Raw genomic sequence first — 23,914 nt, forward strand, 5'->3', positions numbered from 1 at the left:
GTAAGCTTAGCCAGACCCGCCAAATTATTTAGTTTCCAACACTGCTCTCACCGTCCAGGTTCACGCGCCCGGCGGCAGACAGCCTGCTTTTTTACCTCTCTTCTCCCCTGCTGCTTTTCGCCTGACCGACATGTTTCCCCGCCCCAATACCATCAACCAGCCGCGCAACCTGCCCTCGCCCACCCAGAACCACGCGCCGGCCGAGGTGAAGCAGTCGCCGATTATTCACTACACGTTTCTACTGATTGGGCTGTCGCTGCTGGTGTTCGTGCTGCACAAGCTGGATGGCGTGCTGCTGCCTATTCTGTTTGCAGCATTGCTGTCGGTGCTGCTGCTGCCGCTGGTGCTGCGGTTGGAAAAGTGGAAGCTTCCGCGCGTCTGGGCCATCATTGTGACGCTGCTGCTGCTGATGGCGGCACTTACGGGCTTGTTCTACCTCTTCGGCACGCAGCTGATGACGCTGCGCGACGAACTGCCCAAGCTGCAGGCGAAGTCGCTGGTGTATTTCGACCAGATTCAGCAATGGGCCAGCGAAAAATTCGGCTACCAGCCCATGAGCAAGGAAGAACTGATTGATTCCTCGATGAAATCGGTGAAGAAATCGGCGGGCGGCTACCTGGGCTCCACGCTCAGCACCACGGCTACTGTGCTGAGCGTAACCACGCTAATACCTATTTATATCTTCTGCTTTCTGTATTACCGCGACCATATGCGGCAGTTCATGTTCCGCTTCGTGGCGCCCGATAAGCGCACCACCGTGCTGCATACGATGGACAGTATTCAGACCGTGGTGCAGGCTTACATCCAAGGTTTGCTCACGGTGATTGTGGTGGTGTCGGTGCTGAACGCCATCGGGCTGCTGCTGCTGGGGGTGAAATTCGCCATCTTCTTCGCGGTTTTTGCCTCGGTGCTGGCCATCATTCCCTACATCGGCATCATGGTGGGCTCGGCCGTTCCGGCATTGGTGACGCTGGTTGAGACCGGCTCGATAGGCAAGGCGGCGGCCGTGGTGGGCGTGTTCATGTTCGTACAATTTCTGGAAGGCAACTTCATCACGCCCATGATTACGGGCTCGAAGGTGAGCATCAATCCCATGGCCGCCATCGTGGCTCTTATTTTGGGCGGCGAGCTGTGGGGCACACCGGGCATGATTCTGAGCATTCCGCTGATTGCGGTGCTGAAGGTGGTATTTGATGCCAGCAAAACCACGGAGCCCTGGGGCTTTCTGCTCGGCGACGTGACCGATGGCGAGGACACGCAAAACGACAAAACAGACGATAAGCCGGGCTTTTTTGCGAAAGCCTGGCGGATGATAAAACGGATGTAAAACTGGGCTGTAGTATGTTTTTTGAAGGTTTATTTGGATTTTTTAATTTAATATTCATTATATTTGATATTAAATTCATTTTCCACCTAACCATTTTCATCATGGCTACTACAAATGAAAAGACCTCCCGTGCTTACATCGAGCTTCTCGAAATCAACAAGACGGCCAGCAAAGGCTACAAGGAAGCCGCCGATGGCGTGACCAACCCGCAGCTCAAAACCGAGTTGAACCGTCTGGCGCAGCAGCGCACCCAGTTCACCAACGAGCTCACCCAGCAGGCCAGCCGTCTGGGCGTCGACCCCAATAAAACCACCTTCGAAGGTGCCGCCACGGAAGTGGTGGCGGCCGTGCATCGCAGCTGGATTAATGTAAAAGCGGCGGTGACCGGTCACAACGACGCCGCCATTCTGAATGAATGCGAAACGGGTGATACGTCGGCCCTGAAGGCCTACGATGCAGCCCTGAAAGCCCCCGATATGCCCACGCCGGTGAAAACCGTAATTGAGCACCAGCGCAGCGAGATTATGGCCGCCAAGAATGCGGTGACGCAGCTGAAATCCAAGATGAAACCGATGTAGAAAAGCAGCGGTAACGGCTTCGGCCTCCTCCGTGTTTTTCGCGTAGAAAAGGCAGCCGGTAGCGGCTGCCTTTTTTTATGTGCAACCTTCTGCGGGGCTAAGTTTGTTAGCTTCGCCACCGACCATCTTTCCCGCGCCCGATTTGTACGCCATCATTGACCTTGAGACCACCGGCGGGCAGCCCACCCAGGACCGCATCACCGAAATAGCCATTTACATTCACGACGGGGAGAAGATTGTGGACGAATACGCCACGCTGCTCAACCCCGGCCGGGGCATTCCGCCGTTCATTACCCAGCTCACGGGCATCACCAACGACATGGTGAGCGACGCGCCCAAGTTCCACGAAGTGGCCCGCAAGGTGGTGGAAATGACCGAAGGCTGCGTGTTCGTGGCCCACAACGTGCGCTTCGACTACTCGTTTCTAAAGAAGGAATTTGCCGACCTCGGCTACAACTACTCGCGCAAAACGCTATGCACCGTGCGTCTTTCGCGCAGCCTCATTCCGGGCCAGCCGAGCTACAGCCTCGGCAAGCTGTGTCAGAACATCGGTATCCCGCTCGAAGGCCGGCACCGCGCCGCCGGCGATGCCCACGCCACGGCCCTGCTCTTCGGCAAGCTCCTCAAAATCACCTCTGAAAGCGAAGACCTCCCCCACGGCACCGATGCCAGCCACACCCTGGCCCGCGTGGATGCCCTGGCCCCCAGCGGCCAGGCGGCCAGCACCAAAAAGCCCTCGCCCAAGCGCGTGGCCGCCGTGCAAACCGCCATCCGCGAGGCACTGATGCCGCCGCTGCTGCCGGCGTCGGTGGTGGCGAATCTGCCGCAGGCCACGGGCGTGTACTACTTCCACAACGAGGCTGGGGAGGTGATTTATGTGGGCAAGTCCATCAATATCTACAAGCGGATTCAGCAGCATTTTGCCATTGATGTGAAGTCGCGCAAAAGCCTGGAGTTCAAGAATTCCATTGCTGATATTACCTGGGAATTGACCGGCTCGGAGCTGGTGGCGCTGCTGTACGAGTCGCACCTGATTAAGCACATGAAGCCGGCTTACAACCGGGCGCAACGGCGCTCGGTGTTTCCGGCGGGCATCTATCTGCGCATTGATGAGCAGGGCTATAAGCGCCTGGCCTACGGCCGCGCCGATGCGCGCAATGCCGAAATCCCCATCATCGCGCTGGGCAATCAGTACAAGGCGCAGGGCTTTCTGTACCATAAAGTGGCCAAGTACAACCTCTGCCAGAAGCTGTGCGGACTCTACAAGACCCAGGGCGCGTGTTTCGACTACCAGGTGCACCGCTGCCTCGGAGCCTGCGTAGGCCAGGAACCGCCGGAGAGCTACAACCTGCGCGTAGACGAGGCCATCGATAGCATCAGCTATGAGCACGAGTCGTTCGTGGTCATAGGCCCGGGCCGTACGGAGCTGGAAAAGAGCATTGTGCTGGTGGAAAATGGCCGCTACAGGGGTTTTGGGTACGTGGACGAGACGTTTTCGGCCCGCAAGCTGGCCGATTTCCGGGACGTGATAAAGGAGTACACCGACAACAAGGACATCCAGCAGATTATCCGGAATCACCTGCGCACCAAGCGCAAGGGCGAGCGGGTGAAGGTGTTTGGGAATTGATTTCGACCTAAAAAAGAAAAGGGCGGCCCCAGAATATCTGGAGCTGCCCTTTTGCGTTGGGGGTTTTAGGGTCTATTAATCCTTACTTCTTGCCAGCCAGAATCTCATCCACCACCAGCGGGTCGAGGAGGGTGGTTACGTCGCCCAGGTTGGTGGTTTCGCCTTCGGCCACTTTGCGCAGGATGCGGCGCATGATTTTGCCGGAGCGGGTTTTGGGCAGGCCCGAGACGAGTTGAATCTTGTCGGGCTTGGCGATGCGGCCGATTTCGGCCACTACGGCTTCGATGATGCTGGCTTCGGTCATTTGCAGGTCGAGGTCGGTGGTGGGGACACCGTTTTTGCAGATGACGTAGGCGTAGATGCCCTGGCCTTTCACGTCGTGCGGGTAGCCTACTACGGCGCTTTCGACCACGTAGTCGCTTTGGTTGATGGCGTTTTCGATTTCGGCGGTGCCGAAGCGGTGGCCGGACACGTTTATCACGTCATCGACGCGGCCGATGATGCGGTAGAGGCCGTTTTCGTCGCGCCGGGCGCCGTCGCCGGTGAAATAGTAGCCGGGGTACGGAGTGAAATACGTTTGGCGGGCGCGCTCGTGGTCGCCCCAGGTGGTGCGGATGACGCCAGGCCAGCTGGCTTTGATGGCGAGGTAGCCTTCCTGGTCGTTTCCTTCGATTTCGGTGCCGTCCTGATTCAGCAAAACCGGTTGCACGCCGGGCAGCGGCAGGCCGGCGCGGGCGGGCACGCTGGGCGTGATGCCGGCCATTGCAGATATCATTATGCCGCCGGTTTCGGTTTGCCACCAGGTGTCGACGATGGGGCAGCGGCCTTTGCCGACGTGCTGGTGGTACCAGTGCCAGGCCTCTTCGTTGATGGGCTCGCCCACCGAACCCAGGATGCGCAGACTGCTGAGGGAATAGGCCAGGACGTGGTCGATGGGCGCGGCCATGAGGCTGCGGATGGCCGTGGGCGCGGTGTAGAAAATGGTGACGTGGTGCTTGTCAATCACCTCCCAGAAGCGGCCCGGCGAGGGGAATGTAGGCACGCCCTCGAACAGCAGCGTGGTGCTGCCGGCCAGCAGCGGGCCGTAGAGGCCGTAGGTATGGCCGGTAACCCAGCCGATGTCGGCGGTGCACCAGTACATGTCGTTTTCCTCCACCTGGAACACGTTGCGGAAGGTGTAATCGGCCCAGACCATGTAGCCGGCCTGGGTGTGGACCACGCCTTTGGGCTTGCCGGTACTGCCGCTGGTGTAGAGAATGAAGAGCGGGTCTTCGGCGGCCATTTCCTCGGCGGGGCAGTCTTTGGTCACATCTTTTACCTCGTCGTGGTACCACACGTCGCGGCCTTCTTTCATTTGCACGGGCCAGCTGGTGTGCTCTACCACGATGACGCGGCGCACCGAGGGGCACAGCTCCAAGGCCTCATCGACCACGCTCTTCACCGGGATTTGCTTCGCGCCGCGGTTGAGGCCGTCGGCGGTGAGGACGAAGGCGGCGTCGGCATCATTGATGCGGTCGGCGATAGCGGTGGCGGAGAAGCCGGCGAAAATGACGCCGTGCACCGCCCCGATGCGGGCGCAGGCCAGCACGGCAATGGCCAGGCTCGGAATCATGGGCATGTAGAGGACCACGCGGTCGCCTTTGGTCACGCCGTTTTTCTTGAGCACGTTGGCGAACTGGCAGACTTGCTCGTGCAGCTCGCGATAGGTGAGGCGCAGGTGGCGGGTTTTGGGGTCGTTGGGTTCGAAGACGATGGCGAGCTTGTTGGCGCGCTGGTCGAGGTGGCGGTCGAGGCAGTTTTCGGTGATGTTGAGGGTGGCACCGTCGAACCAGCGGCTGTTGCCGGCGGGCGAAAACTCGCCGCTGCGCACGGTATCCCACTTTTTGCGCCAGGTGAATGGCTCGGCGGCGGCGGCCCAGAAGGCGTCGGGGTCGGCCACGGATTGCTGGTAGTCGGCGTGGTATTCTTCGAGGGTACGGGTGCGGATGGCGGACATCTGGTTGAGTTAAGAGTTAGGAGTTAGGAGTTGAGAGCTAAGAGGTGGTGGGCGGGGGAAATTGGGAGTGGAGTCGAATTAAATCCTACTCGGTTCGTATTTATTTATAATTGAGTCGTATTTATTTATACATGTCATTAATTTATTTATATTTTGGCTCAATTAACGGCATCTTGATTCGTATTTATTTATACTCGGTGTGAATTTATTTATACTCTAGGGTGATTAATCGGTGCTCGGAGGTGATTAATGTTGCTGTAGGGTGCGGGGCTTGCCCCCGCCCGGACGTTGGTGCCAAACCGACGGTGCCGTTCAACGACGGGCGGGGGCAAGCCCCGCACCCTACAGCGTTTCAAAAGCCAAGCCGATGCCCCGGCGTTGCAGGCCGGCGCGGATTTCATCCAGGATGAGGGGGTCGTCGATGGTGGCGGGGAGGGCGAAATCTTCACCGTCGGCGAGCTGGCGCAAGGTTTTGCGGAGGATTTTGCCGGAGCGGGTTTTGGGCAGGCGCTTCACGACTAAAACAGCCCGGAAGCAGGCCAGCGCGCCAATTTGGGTTCGCACGGCGGCAATTAATTCCTTTTCAAGCTGCTCCTCTCCTATCGTCTGGCCGTCTTTCAGGACTACCAGGCCTGCGGGGACCTGGCCGCGCAGCTGGTCGGCAATGCCGAGGACGGCGCACTCGGCCACGGCGGGGTGGGCGGCCAGGATTTCCTCGATTTCGCCGGTGCTGAGGCGGTGGCCGGCCACGTTGATGACGTCATCGACGCGGCCCATGATGTAGGTGTAGCCTTCGGGGTCGCGGTAGCCGCCGTCGCCGCTGAGATAGTAGCCGGGGAAGGTGCTGAGGTAGGCTTCGTGGAAGCGGGCATCATCGTTCCAGAGCGTGGGGAAGCAGCCGGGGGGCAGCGGGAGTTTCACGGCTACCAGGCCGGTGGTGCCGGGGGGCACGGGCTGGCCGGCTTCGTCCAGAATCTGGATGTCGTAGCCGGGCACGGGGTGGCCGGCGCTGCCGGCGCGGGGAGCGGGCATGCCTTCGAGGCCCGTCAGGGTGGCCAGCATGGGCCAGCCGGACTCGGTTTGCCACCAGTGGTCGACCACGGGCACGCCCAGCAGGCGGCCGGCCCAGGCGTAGGTGGCGGGGTCGCAACGCTCGCCGGCCAGGAAGAGGTGGCGCAGGCTGCTGAGGTCGTATTGCTTGGCCAATAGCCCGTCGGGGTCTTCCTTTTTGATGGCCCGGATGGCGGTGGGCGCGGTGAACATCACGCTGACTTTGTATTGCTCGATGATGCGCCAGAAGGTACCAGCATCAGGGGTGCGGACGGGTTTGCCTTCGAATAAAATAGTGGTGCAGCCTCTTAGTAGCGGCCCGTACACGATGTAGGAGCTGCCCACGGCCCAGCCGATATCGGAAGCGGTGAAAATGACTTCGCCGGGCTCCAGGTTGTAGATGGTGCGCATGCTGAAGAACAAGGCCACGGCGTGGCCGCCGTGGTCGCGCACCACACCCTTGGGGCGGCCGGTGGTGCCGCTGGTGTAGAGGATGTAGAGCGGGTGCGTGGCGGGGACGGACACGGCGGGGACCGGAGCGGCTTGCAGCAACTCCTGGTAGTCGATGTCGCGGCCGGGCTGCATTTCGGCCGTCACGAAATCGCGCTGGCAGACCACGACGTGGGCCGGCTGGAAGGTGGCTTTGGCGAGGGCTTCCTCCACCAGCGGCTTGTAGGGAATGATGCGGTCGAACTCCATGCCGCCCGAGGCGCAGATGAGGACGCGGGGCCGGGCATCGTCGATTCTGACCGCCAATTCGTGCGGCGCGAAGCCCCCGAACACCACCGAATGCACGGCCCCAAGGCGAGCGCAGGCCAGCATGGCCACCACGGCCTCGGGCATGTTGGGCATGTAGATGATGACGCGGTCGCCCATTTCGACGCCGAGGGCGCGCAGGCCGCCGGCCAGGCGGGCGGTCATATCCAGCAGTTCGGCGTAGGTGTAGGTACGCTGGGTGCGGGTCACGGGCGAGTCGTAGATGAGGGCGGGCTGGTGGGCGCGGCCCTGCGCCACCTGCCAGTCGAGGCAGAGGAAGCTGGTGTTCAGTTCCCCGCCTTTGAACCAACGGTAGAAGCCATTTTCATCCTGGCTGAGGGGCTCGGCGGACTTTTTATCCCAATGCAGGTGGGCGGCCTGAGCGGCCCAGAACCCGGCCGGATGGGCCAGGCTGGCGGCGTGGGTGGCGGCGTAGGAGCAAGCTGGTTTCATGGCGGGTGGGATGTAGCGCGGACTTTTAGTCCGCGAGTGGGAATGTCAGGACAGCTCCGGCGCGGACTAAAAGTCCGCGCTACAATTCAGGCGGCTACGCCCAGCAGCTCGCGGACTTTTTCCATGAGCTGGCGGGTGCTGAAGGGCTTGGGAATGTAGAGGTCGGCCCCTACTTCGTAGCCTTTTTGGATGTCGGCTTCGCGGCTTTTAGCAGAGAGGAAAATGACTTTGGTGGCGGCGCGGTCGGGGCGCTGGCGGAGCTCGCGGCACACCTGCAGGCCGTCCACGTCGGGCATCATGATGTCGAGGAGAATGAGGTCGTAGGGGGTTTGGTCGATGGCGGCCAGGGCTTCGGTGCCGTTGCGGGCGATGCCGACCTGGAAGCCGTTTTTGCGCATCAGGAATTCAAGCGACATGACGATGTTGGGCTCGTCGTCGACGATAAGGATGTGGGGGGTTTTCATGCAGATGGGTGGAGGCGGGTGGTGAGGGAGGTAGAAATAAAGGGCCGGGGTTCAATCGGCTGTCATCCTGAGCGCAGCGAAGGACCTTATCACGCGTGCTGTTTGAGATTGCTGCAATTTGTTCTTACTTGATAAGGTCCTTCGCTGCGCTCAGGATGACAGTTTCGATTTCCGCTTCCTCCCTTCCGCTCCCGGCCAGCGGCAGCTCGATAAAGAAGCGGGCACCCTGCTCCAGGCTGCTTTCGACCCAGATGCGGCCGTGGTGGAGCTCCACGATTTTGCGGGTGATGGCCAGGCCCAGGCCGGTGCCTTCGGGCTTGCGGGTGGTCTGGTGCTGGGCCTGGTAAAACTTGTCGAAGATGAGGTGCTGGGCGGCGGGCGAGATGCCCCGGCCGTTGTCTTCCACGCAGAGCAGGAGCACGTCGGCGGTGGGCCAGGCCAGCACGGCGATGCGGCCCTGGCCGTCGGGGTGGCAGGCTTTGATGGCATTGGAAAGCAGGTTGACGAGGACCTGCATGAGGCGGTCGCGGTCGGCGTGGAGGACGGGCAGGTCGACGGGGATATCGACGTGCAGGGTGATGTGCTTGTAGCGCAGGAGCTGGCCCACGGCATCGAGGGCTTCGGCCACGAGGTCGGCCACGGGCACGGGGGCGCGGTCCAGGGTGGCCTGGCCCGATTCGAACTTCTCCAAATCGAGCACCAGGGAGATGAGGCGGGTGAGGCGCTCGGCCTCGCGGCCGATGGTGAGCTGGAAATGCTGGCGCTCCTCGGTTTCCAAATCGGGGTTGTCGGCCAGGATTTCGGCCAGCGCCCGGATGCTGGTGAGGGGCGTGCGCAGCTCGTGGGTCACGGTGTATAGGAATTCGTCCTTGCGATGGTCGAGGGCCTGGAGCTGGTCGTAGGCGGCACGTAGTTCGTCGGTAAGGCGCTGAAGCTGGCGGCTCTGCTTCTGGAGCTGGCGGTTGGCTTCGAGCAGCTGCTGGCTCTCCTTGAGAATGCCCACCACGCTGTCGTAGCTGATTTGCTCGGCCCCGGCCACCGAGGCCACCAGCATCCGGGCGCTGGCCGGGCCGAGGCTGCCGGCCAGCAGCTTCTCGGCGTAGGTGAGCAGGCGCGGGTCGGCTGGAATTGGCAGTTGAGCGGTTTCTGCTGGGTTTTCGGAGGGAAGCGCGTCGGGGAAGCGGGTGGCGAAGGTGCGCAGGGCCTGATTGGTGCGCTTCTTCCCGAGGAAGCCTAGCAGCAGGGCGCGCACGTCGGGGAAGGGGGTCCTCCCCTGCCAGCCGGCCACTTCCTCGGCCAGGCTGCGGCGCGTGAACACGTCTACGAACACATCGGCCTGCCGCAGCTCAAGCGCCGTGGGCGGCCAGGCCAGCGAGAGGCCCACGTAGAGCCCGATGTTGAAAAACCAGCTCCAGAACAGGCCGTGCGAGAGGTAATCGAGCCCTTCGAGCCCAAACAGCGCGAATGGCCGCAAGCCGCTGATGCCGCCCACGCCCTCGGTCAGGACAGATTCGGGCAAGCGCCCCGGCCCTACCAGCGTGGGCAGCACCAGCGTGAAAAACCAGATGCCAAAACCCGCCAGCAGCCCCACCGTGGCCCCGCGCCGCGAGCCGCCCTTCCAGTACAGGCCGCCCAGCACGGCGGGCACAAACTGCGCCACCGCCGCGAAGGACACTAGGCCGGTGTTCACCAGCGGGAGGGTTTTGCCCACTTCGGCGTAGTAGCCGTAGGCCAGCAGCAGCACCAGCACCACGGCCAGGCGGCGGCTTTCGAGCGCTACGCGGCCCAGGTAGGCAAACCAGCGAGTCTGGCCCCCGGGCTGGGCTAAGGGCACGCGCACCAGCAGCGGCATGAGCAGGTGGTTGCTCATCATCACGCTCAGGGCAATGGTTTCGACGATAATCATGCTGCTGGCCGCCGACAAGCCGCCCAGGTACGTGAGCAGCGCCAGCCACGAGTGCCCCGCCGCCAGCGGCAGCGCCAGCACGTAGGTATCGGCATCGATGCCGCTGTGGCCCAGCCGCAGCATGCCACTGAAAGCCACCGGCAGCACGAATAGATTGATGATGATGAGGTAGAGCGGAAACAGCCACATGGCCTTGCGGAGGTGGTTTTCATCGACATTTTCCACCACGGCCACCTGGAACTGCCGGGGCAGCAGCAGCACCGCCGACATGCTCAGAACCAGCAGTGTGAACCACTCAGCCCCGCTCGTGCCCGAGCCGCGTAACGTGAACAGCTGCCGCAGCGCCGGCACCGCCGCCGCCTGGTCGAATACGTCGGCAAAGCCATGAAACAGCCCAAAGGTGACGAACAGGCCCAGCACCAGAAAGGCTACCAACTTCAGCACGCTTTCCAGGGCCACGGCCAGCACAATGCCCTCGTGCCGCTCGGTAGCCTCCACCGACCGCACCCCGAACAGGATGGTGAACACCGCCAGCGCACCCGTAGTGTAGAGGGCCGTGGTGGCCGCCGCCCCGCCCGCCCCCGCCCCGCTCCCGGTCAGGGTCACGAACGAGGCAGCAATGGCTTTGATTTGGAGGGCGATGTAGGGCACGATGCCCAGCACGCACACCACCGTAACCAGCGCGCCCAGCGCCGCGCTCTTGCCGTAGCGGGCCGAAATAAAATCGGCAATGGAGGTGAGGCGCTGCTGCCGGCTCACGCGAATAATCTTGCGCAGCACCAGCCACCACACCGGGGCCAGCAGCGTGGGGCCGAGGTAGATGCCCACGAACTCCAGCCCGTTGTGCGCCGCCCGGCCTACCGAGCCGTAGTACGTCCAGGCCGTGCAGTACACGGCCATGCTCAGGGCGTAGATGTAGGGGTTGCTCACCAAGCTTTTCCGGGCGGCAGAGCGGCGCTCAGCGGCGTAGGCCACGCCGAAAAGCAGGGCCAGGTAGCCGAAGGAAAAGCCGATGACGAGCAGCTTGGACATTTTGGTGGGGTGGTGGGTTGGTAAAAGTTTGTCATCCTGAGCGGAGCGAAGGACCTTATTACCGCTGAACGGTTTGCAGTAATCAACTGGCGCAAGCGTGATAAGGTCCTTCGCTCCGCTCAGGATGACAGGCGGCGAACACGCGTTTTCACTCCCTCCTCTCCCGTACCAGCCAAGCCGTCAGCCCAACCAGCACAGCCCATAGCAGCAACACATACAGGTAGAGCACCGGCACGCCGCCCACCCGCCCGTCGTGGTCGAACACGGCCAGCAGGGGGAAATTGAGCAGCACGCCGAACAGCACGGCTAAGAACAGCAGCCGGTGGCCCCGGCGCGATTCCGTGCGTTCAGGATGGGGATGGGAGGACACGGGAAACGGAGGTTTGGCAGGCATCAGGAGCCGGTGCGCCGGGGAAAGCGGCCGCTCGTCAATTTAGTAAAAAAGCCGCTGGCCCAGCGGACCAGCGGCTTTTTCGGGCGTGGGTTGGTCGCGTTACGGGCTACCTAAGCGGCCGGAGAAGGCTGGTCTTCAATGAGCTTCACGTTGCGCACGTCTTTCATATAAGCCACGCCGACGAGGAAGCAAATCAGGGCGATAACCACCGGGTAAATCAGGCCCACGATGCTGCTGTGCTCCTTGGCAAACGTGCCGGCTGGCTGCGCGGCCGCCCACACACCGATGGACGTGGCCACCAGCGGCACGAAGCCGCCGAAGATGCCATTGCCAATATGATACGGCACCGAAAGCGACGTGTAGCGCACTTTGGTGGGGAACAGCTCAACGAGGTAGGCGGCGATGGGGCCGTACACCATCGTCACGAACACGACGAGGCAGAACACCAGCGCAATCATGGCCGGCACGTTGGGCGTGAGGGCTTTCATGACGGCGGGCACGGCTTTGCCGGCGGCATCCACCGTAGCGGGCGTGATTTCGGTGAGCGGCCCGGCAAAGGCCTTGATGCCGTAGAACAGCGGCATGGTGAACAGCGCCCCACAAATCATACCCGTCATGATGATTTTCTTGCGGCCAATGCGGTCCGACAGCGAACCAAAATACACGAACAGCGGCGTGGCCAGCAGCATCGAAACCACCATGATGATGCTCGAATCAACGATGTCGAGTTTCAGCGTGGCATTCATGAAGGTGAAGGCCTGAAACTGGCTGGTGTAGAAGATAACGCCCTGGCCCATAGTAGCGCCGAACAGCGCAATGAGCACCAGGCGGCGGTTGATGGGGTTCACGAAGGAATCGCGCAAGGGACTTTTGCTGGTGGTGCCGGTGGCCTTAGCTTTGGCAAACAGCGGCGACTCGTGCAGCCGGCGGCGGATGTAGTACGAGGCAATAACCAGGAAGCCCGAGAGCAGGAACGGAATGCGCCAGCCCCACTCCTTGAAGGCGGGCTCGCCCATCAGTTTGCGGGTGATGAGGATGACGGTGATGCTGAGAATGAGGCCGCCGGTGGCCGTAATCTGGATGAAGCTGGTGTAGTAGCCGCGTTTCTGGTCGGGAGCGTATTCGGCCACGTAAGTAGCTGCGCCACCATACTCGCCGCCCAGGGCCAGCCCCTGCAACAGGCGCAAAATCACCACGATAACCGGGGCCGCAATGCCAATGGAATCATAGCTCGGAATGAGGCCGGTGATGAACGTGGCCCCGCCCATAATCAGCAGCGTGACCAGGAAAGTGTATTTCCGCCCAATCATGTCGCCGATGCGGCCAAAGAATACGGCCCCAAACGGCCGCACCACGAAGCCCGCCCCGAACACGGCCAGCGCCCCCAGCAACGACTTGGTAATATCGCCGGACTGCCCAAACAGCACCGGCCCGATGATGGCCGCCAGCGAGCCAAAAATGTAGAAATCGTACCACTCAATCACCGTACCCACCGACGAGGCCGTGATAACCTGCCAGATTTGACTGGTCGAGGTCGTGTTGTTGTCGTGCGCTGCCGGGGCATCCGCCGCCGCCGCGTAGGCCGGCTTCAAACTTTGTTCCATGGGAATTTCAGCAAAAAAAGATGAGGTGTGAAAGCGAAGGAAGTGCCGCCGGCCCTACAGGTACACCTGGAGCTGCAGGGTGACCTCGGGGCGGTACTGCACGCTGTTGACGGTGGCCGCACCGTTGTTGGCGGGGATGAAGGTCTGGTCCGAGAAATCGGGCCGGGCGCGGTAGTTGAGCGTCACTTTGGCGTTGTGGCCGTCGAGCAGCAGGTTCAGGCCGGCATCGTACACGTTCACCGATTTGCGGTTGCCGCTGGTGTCGTGCAGGCCTTCCCACTCGTTGCGCAGGTAGGCCACGTAGGGCTGGAGGCGGGCTTTCGGGCCCAGCAACTTTTTGGGCAGCAGCAGGCCGGCCTGGGCGTAGTAGCTGTGGCCCGTGCCGATGAGCGGCAGCGCATTACCATACAGGTTAGATGGGCCGGTGCTACCGACCGCCACACTGGAACCCGGGTTCAGCAACCCGGCGTTGCGCACATAATTGGGGCCGAAATCATAGTTGTAGTACACGGCATACAGCGTGAGGGCCGTGTTTGAGGTAGTATCAATCGGCGCATCGTAAAAGGCATCGACCCCGAAGAGCTTGATGTCGTGGGTGTGCGTGCCCGGGTTAATTACGTAGTCCTGGTCGCGCGAGTAAGTGCCTTCGGCATTGTAATGGAAGCCCGCCCCGACGTTGAACACCTTCTTCGTGCCCAGGTAGGTACCCGTGGTGAAGGGCAGCAGGTTGGCCTCCTTCTCGAAAAACGAGTAGCTGAAATAGCCCTGGTAAATCTTGTTGGTATTGCGCGGGTTGAACTGCGCCACGTTGGTGCGCAGGCCGGTGGGATTGGCCGTGGTAAGCTGGAGGCTGTTGCCGGCCGTGTTGGTGGCAAAGGCATCATCAATAGCCACGCGGTAGTCAAACCCGCCAATCCGGCCATGGCCATAAAAGCCCAGGAAGAAGCCAAACTGGTCGGTTTGGTCCAGCGTGGGAAAATTGGTGACCGGGATGTCGTAAGTCATCATGGTAGCCGTGCTGGCGGCCGTCATCCGCGACACGCCTACCTGGTAGTTCAGGCCGCCCCCCACGCTCAGGTATTTATTCACTTTGTATTCAGCCACAGCTTCGTGGATGTAATTCGGGGAGCGCTTGCCAGTGCCGTTAGGGTCGTTGGGCAGGCCGCCGCTCAGGGCCGTTTGGTTCTCAATGCCCAGGTCGATGTAAGTCAGAAACCGGGGGTTGAGCTGAGCCAGCATAATCAGGCGCGCCCGCCGGATGCCAAACGTGGTCTGGTCGCTCCTGGGGTTGCCGTTGCGGATAGTATTGCTGTTGTTCTCGTTGTATTGCGCCCACATCTGGGCCCAGGTTAGGAAGCGTAGGTATTTTGAGCCGTCGGGCGAGAGATTGATTTTCATGCCCGGGCCGTAGGGAGCCGATTTGGTCGGCGTGGGCACGGCGGGCGGCGGCGCGGGCGCGGCGGGCTCAGGAGCCGTGCCGGTAGCGGGCGGGGCAACCTGGCCAAACGCGGCCCCGGTCATCAACAAGCCACTCAGGGCCAATGCGTAGCGGGAAGTATGCATCGTGCTAAAGGAAGAATTTAGGTGAGAGTTGCCGCGAAGCTGCCGGGTTATTCAGAAGCTGAGCCGCAGCCGTTAATGGCCGCGCTCCGGCCCCAAGCCGATTGGTCCGGCTAAGTAGCACAATGCCCAGCCCGTTAGCTACCGGCCGGCATCGTTTTGGTAAGCACTATATCTTTTGCGACTTAGTGAGCCCGGAACCGCTCCCAGCGAATCACCATGAACTTATCGCCTAGCTCCGTCACCACCATGCCCGCACCTTTCAGGTTGCCCGGCACCTGAAAAAACGCGCCTAACTCCGCTTGGTTGAGTATTTTGTAGGTTGGGTGATAGTCGGTTTGGCGCGGGGCGCGCATGCCGTACTTCTTCACCCAGTTCATCACGCTCACGTGGCTCACACCCAGCAGCCGCTCAATTTCGCGGTAGCTCACGCCCTCAATGTACAGCTGCAGGGCCTTGATGACGTAGTAGCTGTCCACCTCGCGGCCCAGCTTGGCCACGGTGTAGTGGTAGCCGCAGGTTTTGCACCGAAACCGCTGCCGCTCGTTCACCACGCCACTTTTGGTGGCTTCCTTCGATTCGCATTTGGGGCAGGCGGGGGCTAGCATGGCGCAAAAAAGACGGGTGAAATGCTGAAAAGCTATAGCTACTCAGCAAACCTATACCATTTTAGCGAATATAACACATTTTACATTCATTTTCATTAGTGAGTGCTTACTCTCCCATCTGCACAGTAGCCAGCAACGCTTCTACGGCTAGTCCAAGACGGCGCATATCCAGCCGGCCCAAGGTGTCGGTAGCCTCGTGGTAGCTACGGTTGCGGTAGAAGGCGGTATCTGTCAGCAACACGGCCTGGTAGCCGAATTTCCAGTAATTGAGGTGGTCCGAAAAGTCGATACCCGGCAACCAAGCCGGTGCCTTGAAGCGCTTCACGGGCACGGTGGCCGCGCCCCGGTAGCGCCGCGCAAACTGTCGTCCAAAGCGCCCATTACCAAATTTCTGCGCCACGGTCACGTAGTTGCCGCGGCTCCCATAGATAAATTTCAGCGGCCAGATTGGGTAGCGCTGGGTACCGCGCCGGTCGTCATAATAGCCCAGCATTTCGAGCGCTACCATGCCGCGCACCGGCACGCCAGCGGCTTTCAGGCTCGCGGCGTGCACGTAGCTGCCCATGTTTGGGGTGCGGAAAAACGGCGGCTCTTCCAGCGTATAGGCCACCAAATCGATGCGGTACGGCAGCGCGGGCTGCTGGCCCAGCAGGCGGGCTAGCTCCAGCAGGGCGGCCACGCCGGTGCCGTTGTCATCGGCACCCGGCTGGTCGCCGCACACGTCGTAGTGCGCCCCAATTATCAGGCGTGGCCCATCTGCCGGCCCGAACGAGCCGAGGACATTGCGGTACTTCTGGCCGCGCACGGCGTAGGGCTGCGCACCCACCGAGTGCGCCCCGGCTGCCCGCAGATTCCGTTGAATGTAAGCCGCCACCGAATCGAGCACGTCCGGGTGCTGGTAGTTGCGCGGCTGCGGCGTGCTAACGAGAAACCGCAGGTGCTGGCGCAGCCGCGCCGTGTCGGCTGGCGGTGGGCTGGCCGCTTGCGCCGGACCAGCCGTTTGGAAGAAGAATAAACTCAGCAATGCCCATTTCATGCGGCTAAAGCTAATATCCCAAAACACAAACGGCAGCGCCGGTAAGGGCGCTGCCGTTTGGCAACCTGCGTTCAGATTGAAATCTCGCAGCCTATTCTTCCTCCACGTAGTCGAGGTCTTTGCCATAGGTTTCGGGCAATGTGCTGGCACTAAAAAAGGCCAGCAGCAGCAGCACGGAACCAATAACGGCGGCCGCGCCCACCATGCCCAATGAAGGATTGTCTTTCAATGCTTTGAAAGCAAGGGTAACCAGCACGAGCGCACCCCGGGCAAAATTGGGAGCCGTAGTAGCCACCGTGGAGCGGATATTGGTACCAAATTCCTCGGCCGAAACCGTGACGAACAACGCCCAGAACCCGCCAGTGTAGCCCACGAAAAAGCAGGCGGCGTAGAAGGTTGTGGTGCTGGCCCCGTGCAGCCCAAACAGGTAGAAGGCCACCGCAATGGCACTACCAATAATGAACAGCTGCAAGGTTCGCATCCGGCTTTTGAGTAGCTGGCTGAGGCCGCCGCTAGTGAAGTCGCCCAGCGTGAGACCGAAATAGCACCAGGCAATGCTCAGACCACCCGTAACCGGGCCTTGCAGGCCAAACGCTTTGCCAAATTCCGGGGCTAGCGTGATGAGAATACCGGCTAGAAACCAGAACGGAATGCCTACGAACAGGCAGCGCAGGTACTTCCAAAACCTCACACCATTGGTAAACAGGCTCAGAAAGTTGCCGCGCTTGGCAGTCCCCTGCTTGGTTTGCTCAAACATGCCCGACTCGAACACGCCGGCCCGCAGCGCCAGTAGCGCCAGCCCCAGCCCGCCGCCGATGAAATACGCATTGCGCCAGCCAAACTCGCTACCTACAAAGTAGGCCACCACGGCCCCGCTCACGCCCACCGACGCCACAATCATGGTGCCGTAGCCCCGCTTTTCCTTGGGCAATGTCTCGGCCACCAGCGTGATGCCCGCCCCCAGCTCGCCGGCCAAGCCCACGCCCGCAATCAGGCGCAGCCAGCCGTATTGGTCGATATTCTGCACAAAGCCGTTGGCAATATTGGCCAGCGAGTAGAGTAGAATCGAGCCGAACAGCACCGATAACCGGCCCTTTTTATCGCCCAATATCCCCCATAGAATACCGCCCAGCAGCATCCCTCCCATCTGCATATTAAGTAGGTACAGGCCCTGGTTGGTCACGGCCGAAGCCTCGGTGATGCCGATGTCATTCAGGCTCTGCACCCGCACGATGCTAAAGAGCACAAGGTCATAAATATCAACGAAGTAGCCCAGCGATGCCACAATCACGATGGCGCTGAACAAGCCCACGTCGGGGCGTACCGCGTTGGGGTCCGGAATTTTGGTTGGGTTCATAGGGAGAAGAATTTGGTTACGAACCTCCAACGTTACCCTTTATTTTTTGAACGGCTGCCGCAGCGCCAGCCATCTACTTATTACTATAGCTGCCCTTATCGTTAACATTTCCTGCTGAAAACATCCAATATGTTAGAATATAAGAACTTTATACCCGAACAACCCTCGTTTTAAAAACGATAGTTGTTTAGCACAATCAAGCCCCGACGGCCTACCTCCCGGCCGGTATTTCCCGCTGTACTTCCTTTGCAACCTATGAACGATTTTCACTCCCTCACTCCTTCCGACCTCACGCCCGCCCAGTGGCACCCGTTCCTGGTGGGCGCGGTGGCCCCGCGCCCGGTCGCCTTCGCCAGCACCATCGACGCCGAGGGCCGCGTGAATCTGAGCCCCTTCAGCTTCTTCAACGCCTTCAGCTCGAACCCGCCCATCCTTGTGTTTTCGCCGGCCAACCGCGTGCGCGACAATACCCAAAAGCACACGCTGGAAAATGTGCGCGAGGTGCCCGAAGTCGTCATCAACATCTGCGATTACGCGCTGGTGGAGCAGATGTCGCTGGCCAGCACCGAGTACGGCAAGGGTGTAAACGAATTCGCCAAAGCCGGCCTCACCGAGTTGGCTTCCGAGCTGGTGCGCCCGCCCCGCGTGGCCGAAGCACCGGCGGCCTTCGAGTGCGTAGTAGAGCAGATTATCGAGTTGGGCCAGAACAACGGGGCCGGCAACCTCATCATCTGCCGGGTGGTGCGGGCGCACTTCCGCCAAGATATTCTGTTGCCCGACGCCACCGGCATCGACCCATTCAAGCTGGACGCGGTGGCCCGCCTGGGCGGCGACTGGTACTGCCGGGCCAGCGGGGCCAGCCTATTTGAAGTACCCAAGCCCAACCGCCACATCGGCATCGGCATCGACCAGCTACCCGAGCACCTGCGCAACTCCGAGGTTCTCACCGGCAACGAGCTGGGCCGCCTCGCCAACATCGAGCGCGACGCCCTGCCCACGCCGGCGCAAGTCGAAGACTTTAAAGCGGAGCCGATGGTAGCCTACCTGCTAAACAAATACCGCGACGATACCCCAGAGCTGAAGCAGCAGCTGCTACAGCTGGGCCGCCAGTTTCTGGCTGAAGGGCGGCTGGTGGAGGCGTGGAAAGCGTTTCTATGTGATTAAAATTTCCAAACACTAAATATCAAATCTATATGGACTTAGACTGGTTTGTATTTGACGCATCTGGCACACTTATTCACTTTACTTCGGCAGGTGGGTATTTACCAGCTTTTATAAAGGATGAAGCGTTTAAGATTGATGCTAAAACTCTGGCTCTTGATGCTAAAATTTTAGCCCTTCCAGAAATATCAAATCAAATTATAATAAGTCCTAATCTCTATAAAGCAGCATCAATTGCAAATGAGCAAGAATTTAGTTTGTACATCGTTAGCTACGAGGAGCATGCTCGCCGTGGGCTGTACACGTATGACAAAACCAGCCCATATTACGCGGGCTCAACTTACCATCTTGTAGCATGCCCGATAATAAGTTTGAAATATGAAGACGTTCCCTCAGAATTCAGGGATGAAATACCGTTTTTGAGCAATTTACTAATGCTTGATTCTACACCTCCTTTTGAAATAGTGACGGAAGAATTAGTTATTAAGCATTGAGCACCATCCCAAAGCCCTCCTAATTCCGCACCGCAATCAGTAACCCTAATTCCTTATACCGCAAATTAAATTTCTTCGCAATCATCGCATTTGTCAGCGAGCCGCGGTAGATGTAGACGCCGCTGCGGAAATGCTCGTTGGTGAACAGTACTTCGTTGATGCCGCCGTGCTGGCTAATTTCCTGGAGGATGGGCGTGAAGATGTTGCTCAGCGCGTTGGTGGCGGTGCGGGGCACGCGGGAGGCGATGTTGGGCACGCAGTAGTGCACCACGTCGTATTTGCGGAAGATGGGGCTGCTGTGGCTGGTCATCTCGCTGGTTTCGAAGCAGCCGCCCTGGTCGATGCTCACGTCGATGATGACGGAACCGGAAGCCATGCTGGACACCATTTCCTCGGGCACCATGAAGGGAATGCGACCGTCTTCCACCGCAAGCGCCCCGATAACGACATCGGCCCGGCGGATTTGCTGGCTGAGTGCGAACGTATCCAACGTACTGGTGTAGAGCTGCATACCCAGGTTGTGCTTAAGACGGCGCAGCTTGTACAGGTGGTTATCGAACACCTTCACCTCGGCTCCGAGGCCGGTAGCGGCGCGGGCGGCGAACTCGGCCACCGTGCCGGCCCCGAGAATGACCACCTGCGACGGCGGCACGCCCGTGATGCCGCCCAGAATGATGCCCTTGCCCTCGTTGGAGCGGGCCAGGTATTCGGCCGCAATCAGCATCACCGTCGAGCCCGCGATTTCGCTCATGGCGCGCACCACGGGGCGGGCACCGCTGGGGTCTTTCATCAGCTCAAAGCCGATGGCGTTGATTTTTTTGCGCGAGAGGGCCGCGATGTATTCTGAGGTCATCGAGCCCATTTGCAGGGCCGAAATCAGGGTTTGGCCGGGGTGCAGCAGCTCAATTTCTTCGAGCGTGGGCGGGGCTACTTTCAGCAGAATGTCGGCCTTGAAAACTTCCTCGGTGGAGTAGGCAATCTGGGCGCCAGCTTCGGAATAGGCGTGGTCGGCGTACTTGCTGGGCTCGCCCGCGCCGGCTTCCATCACTACTTCGTGCCCGGCCGAGACGAGGTGCTGCACGGCTTCGGGCGTGAGGCCGAGGCGGTTTTCCTGGAGCGAGGTTTCGCGCGGCATCCCGATGAAGAGCTTGCGTTTGCGCGTTTCCACGGCCAGCATCGATTCCTGCGTGAAATAGGCGCGGCTGGTGGCCAAGGATTCAAAACCGGAGGGTAGCTGCTCGGGCATTTTTGGGGAATTATAAATTATAAATTGGGAATTAAAAATTACGAGCAATCAATAATTACTTCGCACAGAGCGTGATGCGAAGACAATTTCTAATTCTTAATTAATAATTTTCAATTCTATTTCGCGGGTTTCGTCGGGCAATACCTGGATGCGCACTTCGAGGTGGGGCACCGGCAAAAGGGCCGCCACGCGGGCCGGCCATTCTACCAAACAAAGATACCCGGAATCGAGGTACTCCGCCGCGCCCATTTGCTCCGCTTCGGCAATGGAGTCAATGCGGTAGAAGTCAAAATGATAGATGGGCGTGTCGCGGGCATCGCGGTACTCGTTGACCAGGGCGAAGGTGGGGCTGCTCACGTCGTCGGCCACGCCCAGCGCGCCGGCCAGTGCCCGGATGAGGGTGGTTTTGCCCGCGCCCATCTCGCCCTCGAAGGCTATTACCGCGCAGCCAGCTTCGGCAATGGCGGCTTGCAGGCGGGCGGCGGCGGCGGGCAGGGCCGCCAGGGAAGGAACGGTGAGCGTAAGAGGAAGCATTTGGCGAAAATACCGCCTTATGGCCAGAAACAGGCTTTTTTTTGACGCATTGCTGTCAAAACCACGCCTATATCCTTTGCTGATTTCGCTAAGCAATTCATTTCAAAGCTCCTATCCATCGGCTTTCGAAGCGCTTACAATTGACCAACACCTGTTCAACACAGGCCTGTGCAACTTACAAATACGGCTAATGGTCCTTGAAGCCCATTCAGTCTAATTGCTATATGTTGCTCTCCTATTTTCTGCATCGGTCGTTTTCCGCTCGCGGCGGATATTTGTTTTTGCTTCTCCTGTCCGCTTTCGCGGCTGCGGGTCAAACCCGGGTTGCAGTGAGCGGCTCGGTGCTGGCAGCAGGTGCGCCCGTGGAATTTGCCACCATCACCCTGCACCGCGCCGCTGATTCCACTGTTGTTAAATCAGAATTCAGCGATGCGCGGGGCCGGTTTCAGCTGGAAGCGCCGAGCGGGGCCCGGTACCGGGTTTCGGCGGCGCAGGTGGGGTTTGTGCGGTTTTGGAGTGCGCCGTTTGAGCTGCCGGCCGCCGGGCTGGCGCTACCGGCGTTTGACATCCAGGCTAGCGCGGCTACGGATTTGAAGGAAGTGACCGTAACAGGACACAAGCCCTTGTTTGAGCGCCAAGCCGACCGGACCATTGTGAACGTGGAAGACAGTCCGCTCTCGGCCGGCTCCACCACGCTCGACGTGCTGGCCCGCTCGCCGGGCGTGACGGTGGGCAACGGCGACAACCTCAGCCTGAAGGGCCGCCAGGGCGTGCTGGTGATGATTGACGGCAAGCGCGTGGCCATGACGGGCACCGAGCTGGCCGACTACCTCCGCAATCTGCCCGCCGACCAGCTCAAAAACATCGAGCTCATCACCAACCCGCCCGCCAAGTACGATGCCCAGGGCAGTGCCGGCATCATCGCTATCAACCTCAAAAAAGACCAGCGCCAAGGCACCAACGGCAATCTGAGCGCCAGTTTCGGCCGCGGCCAGTACAACAAGTACAACACCAGCCTCACGCTAAACCACCGGCAAGGCAAGCTCAACGTGTTTGGCACCTACGGCTACGCCGACCGCGAGGGCTTTCAGGCCCTGACCATTCACCGCGACTTCCTGAGCACCGGCCAAATCACGGGCACCAGCGACCAGGAAAACTTTGTGCACGTCCGAAATTTCGCCCATACTTATAAAGCCGGGCTCGACTACAACCTGACCGAGCGCACCACTGTGGGCCTTTCCGTGAATGGCCAGGCCGTGCGCGTGCCCCAGGACGGCACCAGCACCGCCGTGCAGGCCGACGCCACCGGCGTGCCCATCCGCCGCTACCAGGCTGATAACGACCGCGCCCTGCGCTTTCCCAACGCCGCCGCTAACCTCAATTTCAAGCATGTATTTGCCGACTCGCTCGGCGCCCGCGAGCTGACCGCCGATGCCGACTACGCCCAGTATCGCAGCATCCGGCTCCAGACGCTCACCACCAATTTCAGCTTGCCGGTGCAAAGCCCCGTGATACTCGACAGCGACCAGCGCGGTACACTCACCATTCAGTCGTTCAAGGCCGATTACACCCAGCCGCTCAACAAGCTGACCAAGCTGGAAGCGGGCGTGAAAACCAGCCTGGTCAATTCCGACAACAACGTGTTGTTTACCAACACCCAGGACGGCCAAACGACCATCGACACCAACCAGTCCAACCACTTCATCTACCACGAAAACATCAACGCCGGCTACGTCACCATCACCCAAACCACGCCCAAAACCACCCTCACCGCCGGCCTGCGCGCCGAGCAAACCAACGCCACTGGCCAGCAGGAAGTGGGCGACGAGCCCTTCGCCCCGCGCCACTACGTGCAGTTGTTTCCTAGCGCCGCCATCCGCCGCAGCCTGAGCGCGCAGCACGAGCTGTCCCTCTCCCTGAGCCGCCGCATCGACCGGCCCACCTACAACCAGCTCAACCCCTTCCGCACCTACATCGACGCGACTACCTACGGCTCGGGCAACCCCACGCTACTGCCCCAAACCAGCTACAACCTGGAGTTGAGCCACACTTTCAAGCAGAAATTCACCACCGAGCTGGCCTGGTCCATCACCAACAACCCCATCATCAACGCGGTGCAGCCCGCGCCGGGCGGCGGCAATTTCGTGGTGGCGCGGGACATCAACCTCGACCGCCAGGACACTTACACCCTCACTCTGAGCGCCGCCCTGGAGCCCGCCAAGTGGTGGAGCACCAACAACAACGTGGTAGTGTACTACGCCCGCTTCATCGGCAGCCTGGCCGGCACGTCCCTCGACAAAGGCCAGCCCGCCTTCAACGCCACCTCCACCAGCACCTTCACGCTGGGCCACGGCTGGGGGGCCGACCTCACCGGCTCGTACCAATCGCGCCAGCTCTACGGCTTCTTCGATTTACGGCCCCAGGGCCAGCTCACGGCCGGCATTTCGAAGAGTGTATGGGACAAAAAAGGCAATTTCAAGCTGAACGTAGCCGACTTGTTCTACACCCAGAAAACCCGCGCTACGTCGACCTACGACAACTATCAGGAGCGTTTTTACCAGCGGTTCGATTCGCGGGTCGTTACCCTGGCCTTCACCTACCGCTTCGGCAACCAGAAGCTGGCCCCCACCCGCCGCCGCACCGGCGGGGCCGAAGACGAAAAGCGCCGCGCCGGCTAAAAAAGCGGGCGTTTCCGACGGCGCTGAAATACCTTCGTGGGCCGAAGCGGCAT

The 23,914-nt window shown here is 60.4% G+C and carries 18 protein-coding genes; 6 read left to right on the top strand and 12 right to left on the bottom strand.

From position 1 onward, the window contains the following. Positions 1-130: 130 nt before the first annotated feature. From ACYU70_RS03835 to ACYU70_RS03845, 3 genes are all read left to right on the top strand, one after another. Complete coding sequence (locus ACYU70_RS03835) at positions 131-1,327, top strand: AI-2E family transporter (RefSeq protein ID WP_342296517.1); 1,197 nt, start codon at positions 131-133, stop codon at positions 1,325-1,327. A 101-nt stretch (positions 1,328-1,428) separates the two neighbouring features. After that, the gene (locus ACYU70_RS03840) at positions 1,429-1,905 is read left to right on the top strand and encodes a ferritin-like domain-containing protein (RefSeq protein WP_342296516.1); all 477 of its coding nucleotides are present in this window, start codon (positions 1,429-1,431) and stop codon (positions 1,903-1,905) included. A gap of 142 nt (positions 1,906-2,047) precedes the next feature. After that, positions 2,048-3,532: an exonuclease domain-containing protein gene (locus ACYU70_RS03845; protein ID WP_342296515.1), complete on the top strand. Its 1,485-nt coding sequence runs from the start codon at positions 2,048-2,050 to the stop codon at positions 3,530-3,532. Between the two features lie 82 nt (positions 3,533-3,614). Here the strand turns inward: ACYU70_RS03845 and acs are convergent, their stop codons facing one another. The 10 genes from acs to ACYU70_RS03895 form a co-directional block, all read right to left on the bottom strand. Then, entirely contained in the window at positions 3,615-5,528 is a 1,914-nt protein-coding gene (gene acs, locus ACYU70_RS03850) for an acetate--CoA ligase (protein WP_342296514.1), read from the bottom strand. Positions 5,529-5,870: 342 nt separating this feature from the next. Beyond that, entirely contained in the window at positions 5,871-7,787 is a 1,917-nt protein-coding gene (locus ACYU70_RS03855) for a propionyl-CoA synthetase (RefSeq protein WP_342296513.1), read from the bottom strand. Between the two features lie 86 nt (positions 7,788-7,873). Continuing rightward, complete coding sequence (locus ACYU70_RS03860) at positions 7,874-8,251, bottom strand: response regulator transcription factor (RefSeq protein ID WP_342296512.1); 378 nt, start codon at positions 8,249-8,251, stop codon at positions 7,874-7,876. Between the two features lie 124 nt (positions 8,252-8,375). Then, positions 8,376-11,189 carry a sensor histidine kinase gene (locus ACYU70_RS03865; RefSeq protein ID WP_342296511.1) on the bottom strand — a complete coding sequence of 938 codons (2,814 nt, stop codon included), beginning with the start codon at positions 11,187-11,189 and terminating at the stop codon, positions 8,376-8,378. A 148-nt stretch (positions 11,190-11,337) separates the two neighbouring features. After that, entirely contained in the window at positions 11,338-11,559 is a 222-nt protein-coding gene (locus tag ACYU70_RS03870) for a hypothetical protein (RefSeq protein ID WP_342296510.1), read from the bottom strand. A gap of 134 nt (positions 11,560-11,693) precedes the next feature. After that, positions 11,694-13,187 (bottom strand): MFS transporter, encoded by a 1,494-nt coding sequence (locus ACYU70_RS03875; protein ID WP_342296509.1) that lies wholly within the window; start codon positions 13,185-13,187, stop codon positions 11,694-11,696. A gap of 54 nt (positions 13,188-13,241) precedes the next feature. Further along, on the bottom strand, positions 13,242-14,750 hold the full coding sequence (locus ACYU70_RS03880; protein ID WP_342296508.1) for a hypothetical protein: 1,509 nt from the start codon (positions 14,748-14,750) through the stop codon (positions 13,242-13,244). A gap of 182 nt (positions 14,751-14,932) precedes the next feature. After that, on the bottom strand, positions 14,933-15,355 hold the full coding sequence (locus tag ACYU70_RS03885) for an IS1/IS1595 family N-terminal zinc-binding domain-containing protein (RefSeq protein ID WP_342296507.1): 423 nt from the start codon (positions 15,353-15,355) through the stop codon (positions 14,933-14,935). Positions 15,356-15,461: 106 nt separating this feature from the next. Beyond that, positions 15,462-16,391: a M28 family peptidase gene (locus tag ACYU70_RS03890; protein ID WP_342296506.1), complete on the bottom strand. Its 930-nt coding sequence runs from the start codon at positions 16,389-16,391 to the stop codon at positions 15,462-15,464. Between the two features lie 91 nt (positions 16,392-16,482). Further along, entirely contained in the window at positions 16,483-17,748 is a 1,266-nt protein-coding gene (locus ACYU70_RS03895; RefSeq protein ID WP_342296505.1) for an MFS transporter, read from the bottom strand. A 255-nt stretch (positions 17,749-18,003) separates the two neighbouring features. On the opposite strand from ACYU70_RS03895, the gene ACYU70_RS03900 reads away from it, so the two are divergent. Together ACYU70_RS03900 and ACYU70_RS03905 are read left to right on the top strand one after the other, a co-directional pair. After that, positions 18,004-18,912, top strand: coding sequence for a flavin reductase family protein (locus tag ACYU70_RS03900; RefSeq protein ID WP_342296504.1), 909 nt, complete (start codon positions 18,004-18,006; stop codon positions 18,910-18,912). Positions 18,913-18,941: 29 nt separating this feature from the next. Further along, complete coding sequence (locus tag ACYU70_RS03905) at positions 18,942-19,403, top strand: hypothetical protein (RefSeq protein ID WP_342296503.1); 462 nt, start codon at positions 18,942-18,944, stop codon at positions 19,401-19,403. A 19-nt stretch (positions 19,404-19,422) separates the two neighbouring features. Here the strand turns inward: ACYU70_RS03905 and ACYU70_RS03910 are convergent, their stop codons facing one another. Next, positions 19,423-20,649 (bottom strand): alanine dehydrogenase, encoded by a 1,227-nt coding sequence (locus ACYU70_RS03910; RefSeq protein WP_342296502.1) that lies wholly within the window; start codon positions 20,647-20,649, stop codon positions 19,423-19,425. A gap of 96 nt (positions 20,650-20,745) precedes the next feature. Then, on the bottom strand, positions 20,746-21,183 hold the full coding sequence (gene tsaE, locus ACYU70_RS03915) for a tRNA (adenosine(37)-N6)-threonylcarbamoyltransferase complex ATPase subunit type 1 TsaE (protein WP_342296501.1): 438 nt from the start codon (positions 21,181-21,183) through the stop codon (positions 20,746-20,748). Positions 21,184-21,464: 281 nt separating this feature from the next. Between tsaE and ACYU70_RS03920 the strand changes: the two genes are divergently transcribed. Next, the gene (locus ACYU70_RS03920; RefSeq protein WP_342296500.1) at positions 21,465-23,861 is read left to right on the top strand and encodes a TonB-dependent receptor domain-containing protein; all 2,397 of its coding nucleotides are present in this window, start codon (positions 21,465-21,467) and stop codon (positions 23,859-23,861) included. The last annotated feature ends 53 nt before the right edge of the window (positions 23,862-23,914 follow it).

Source organism: Hymenobacter segetis (assembly GCF_054776495.1).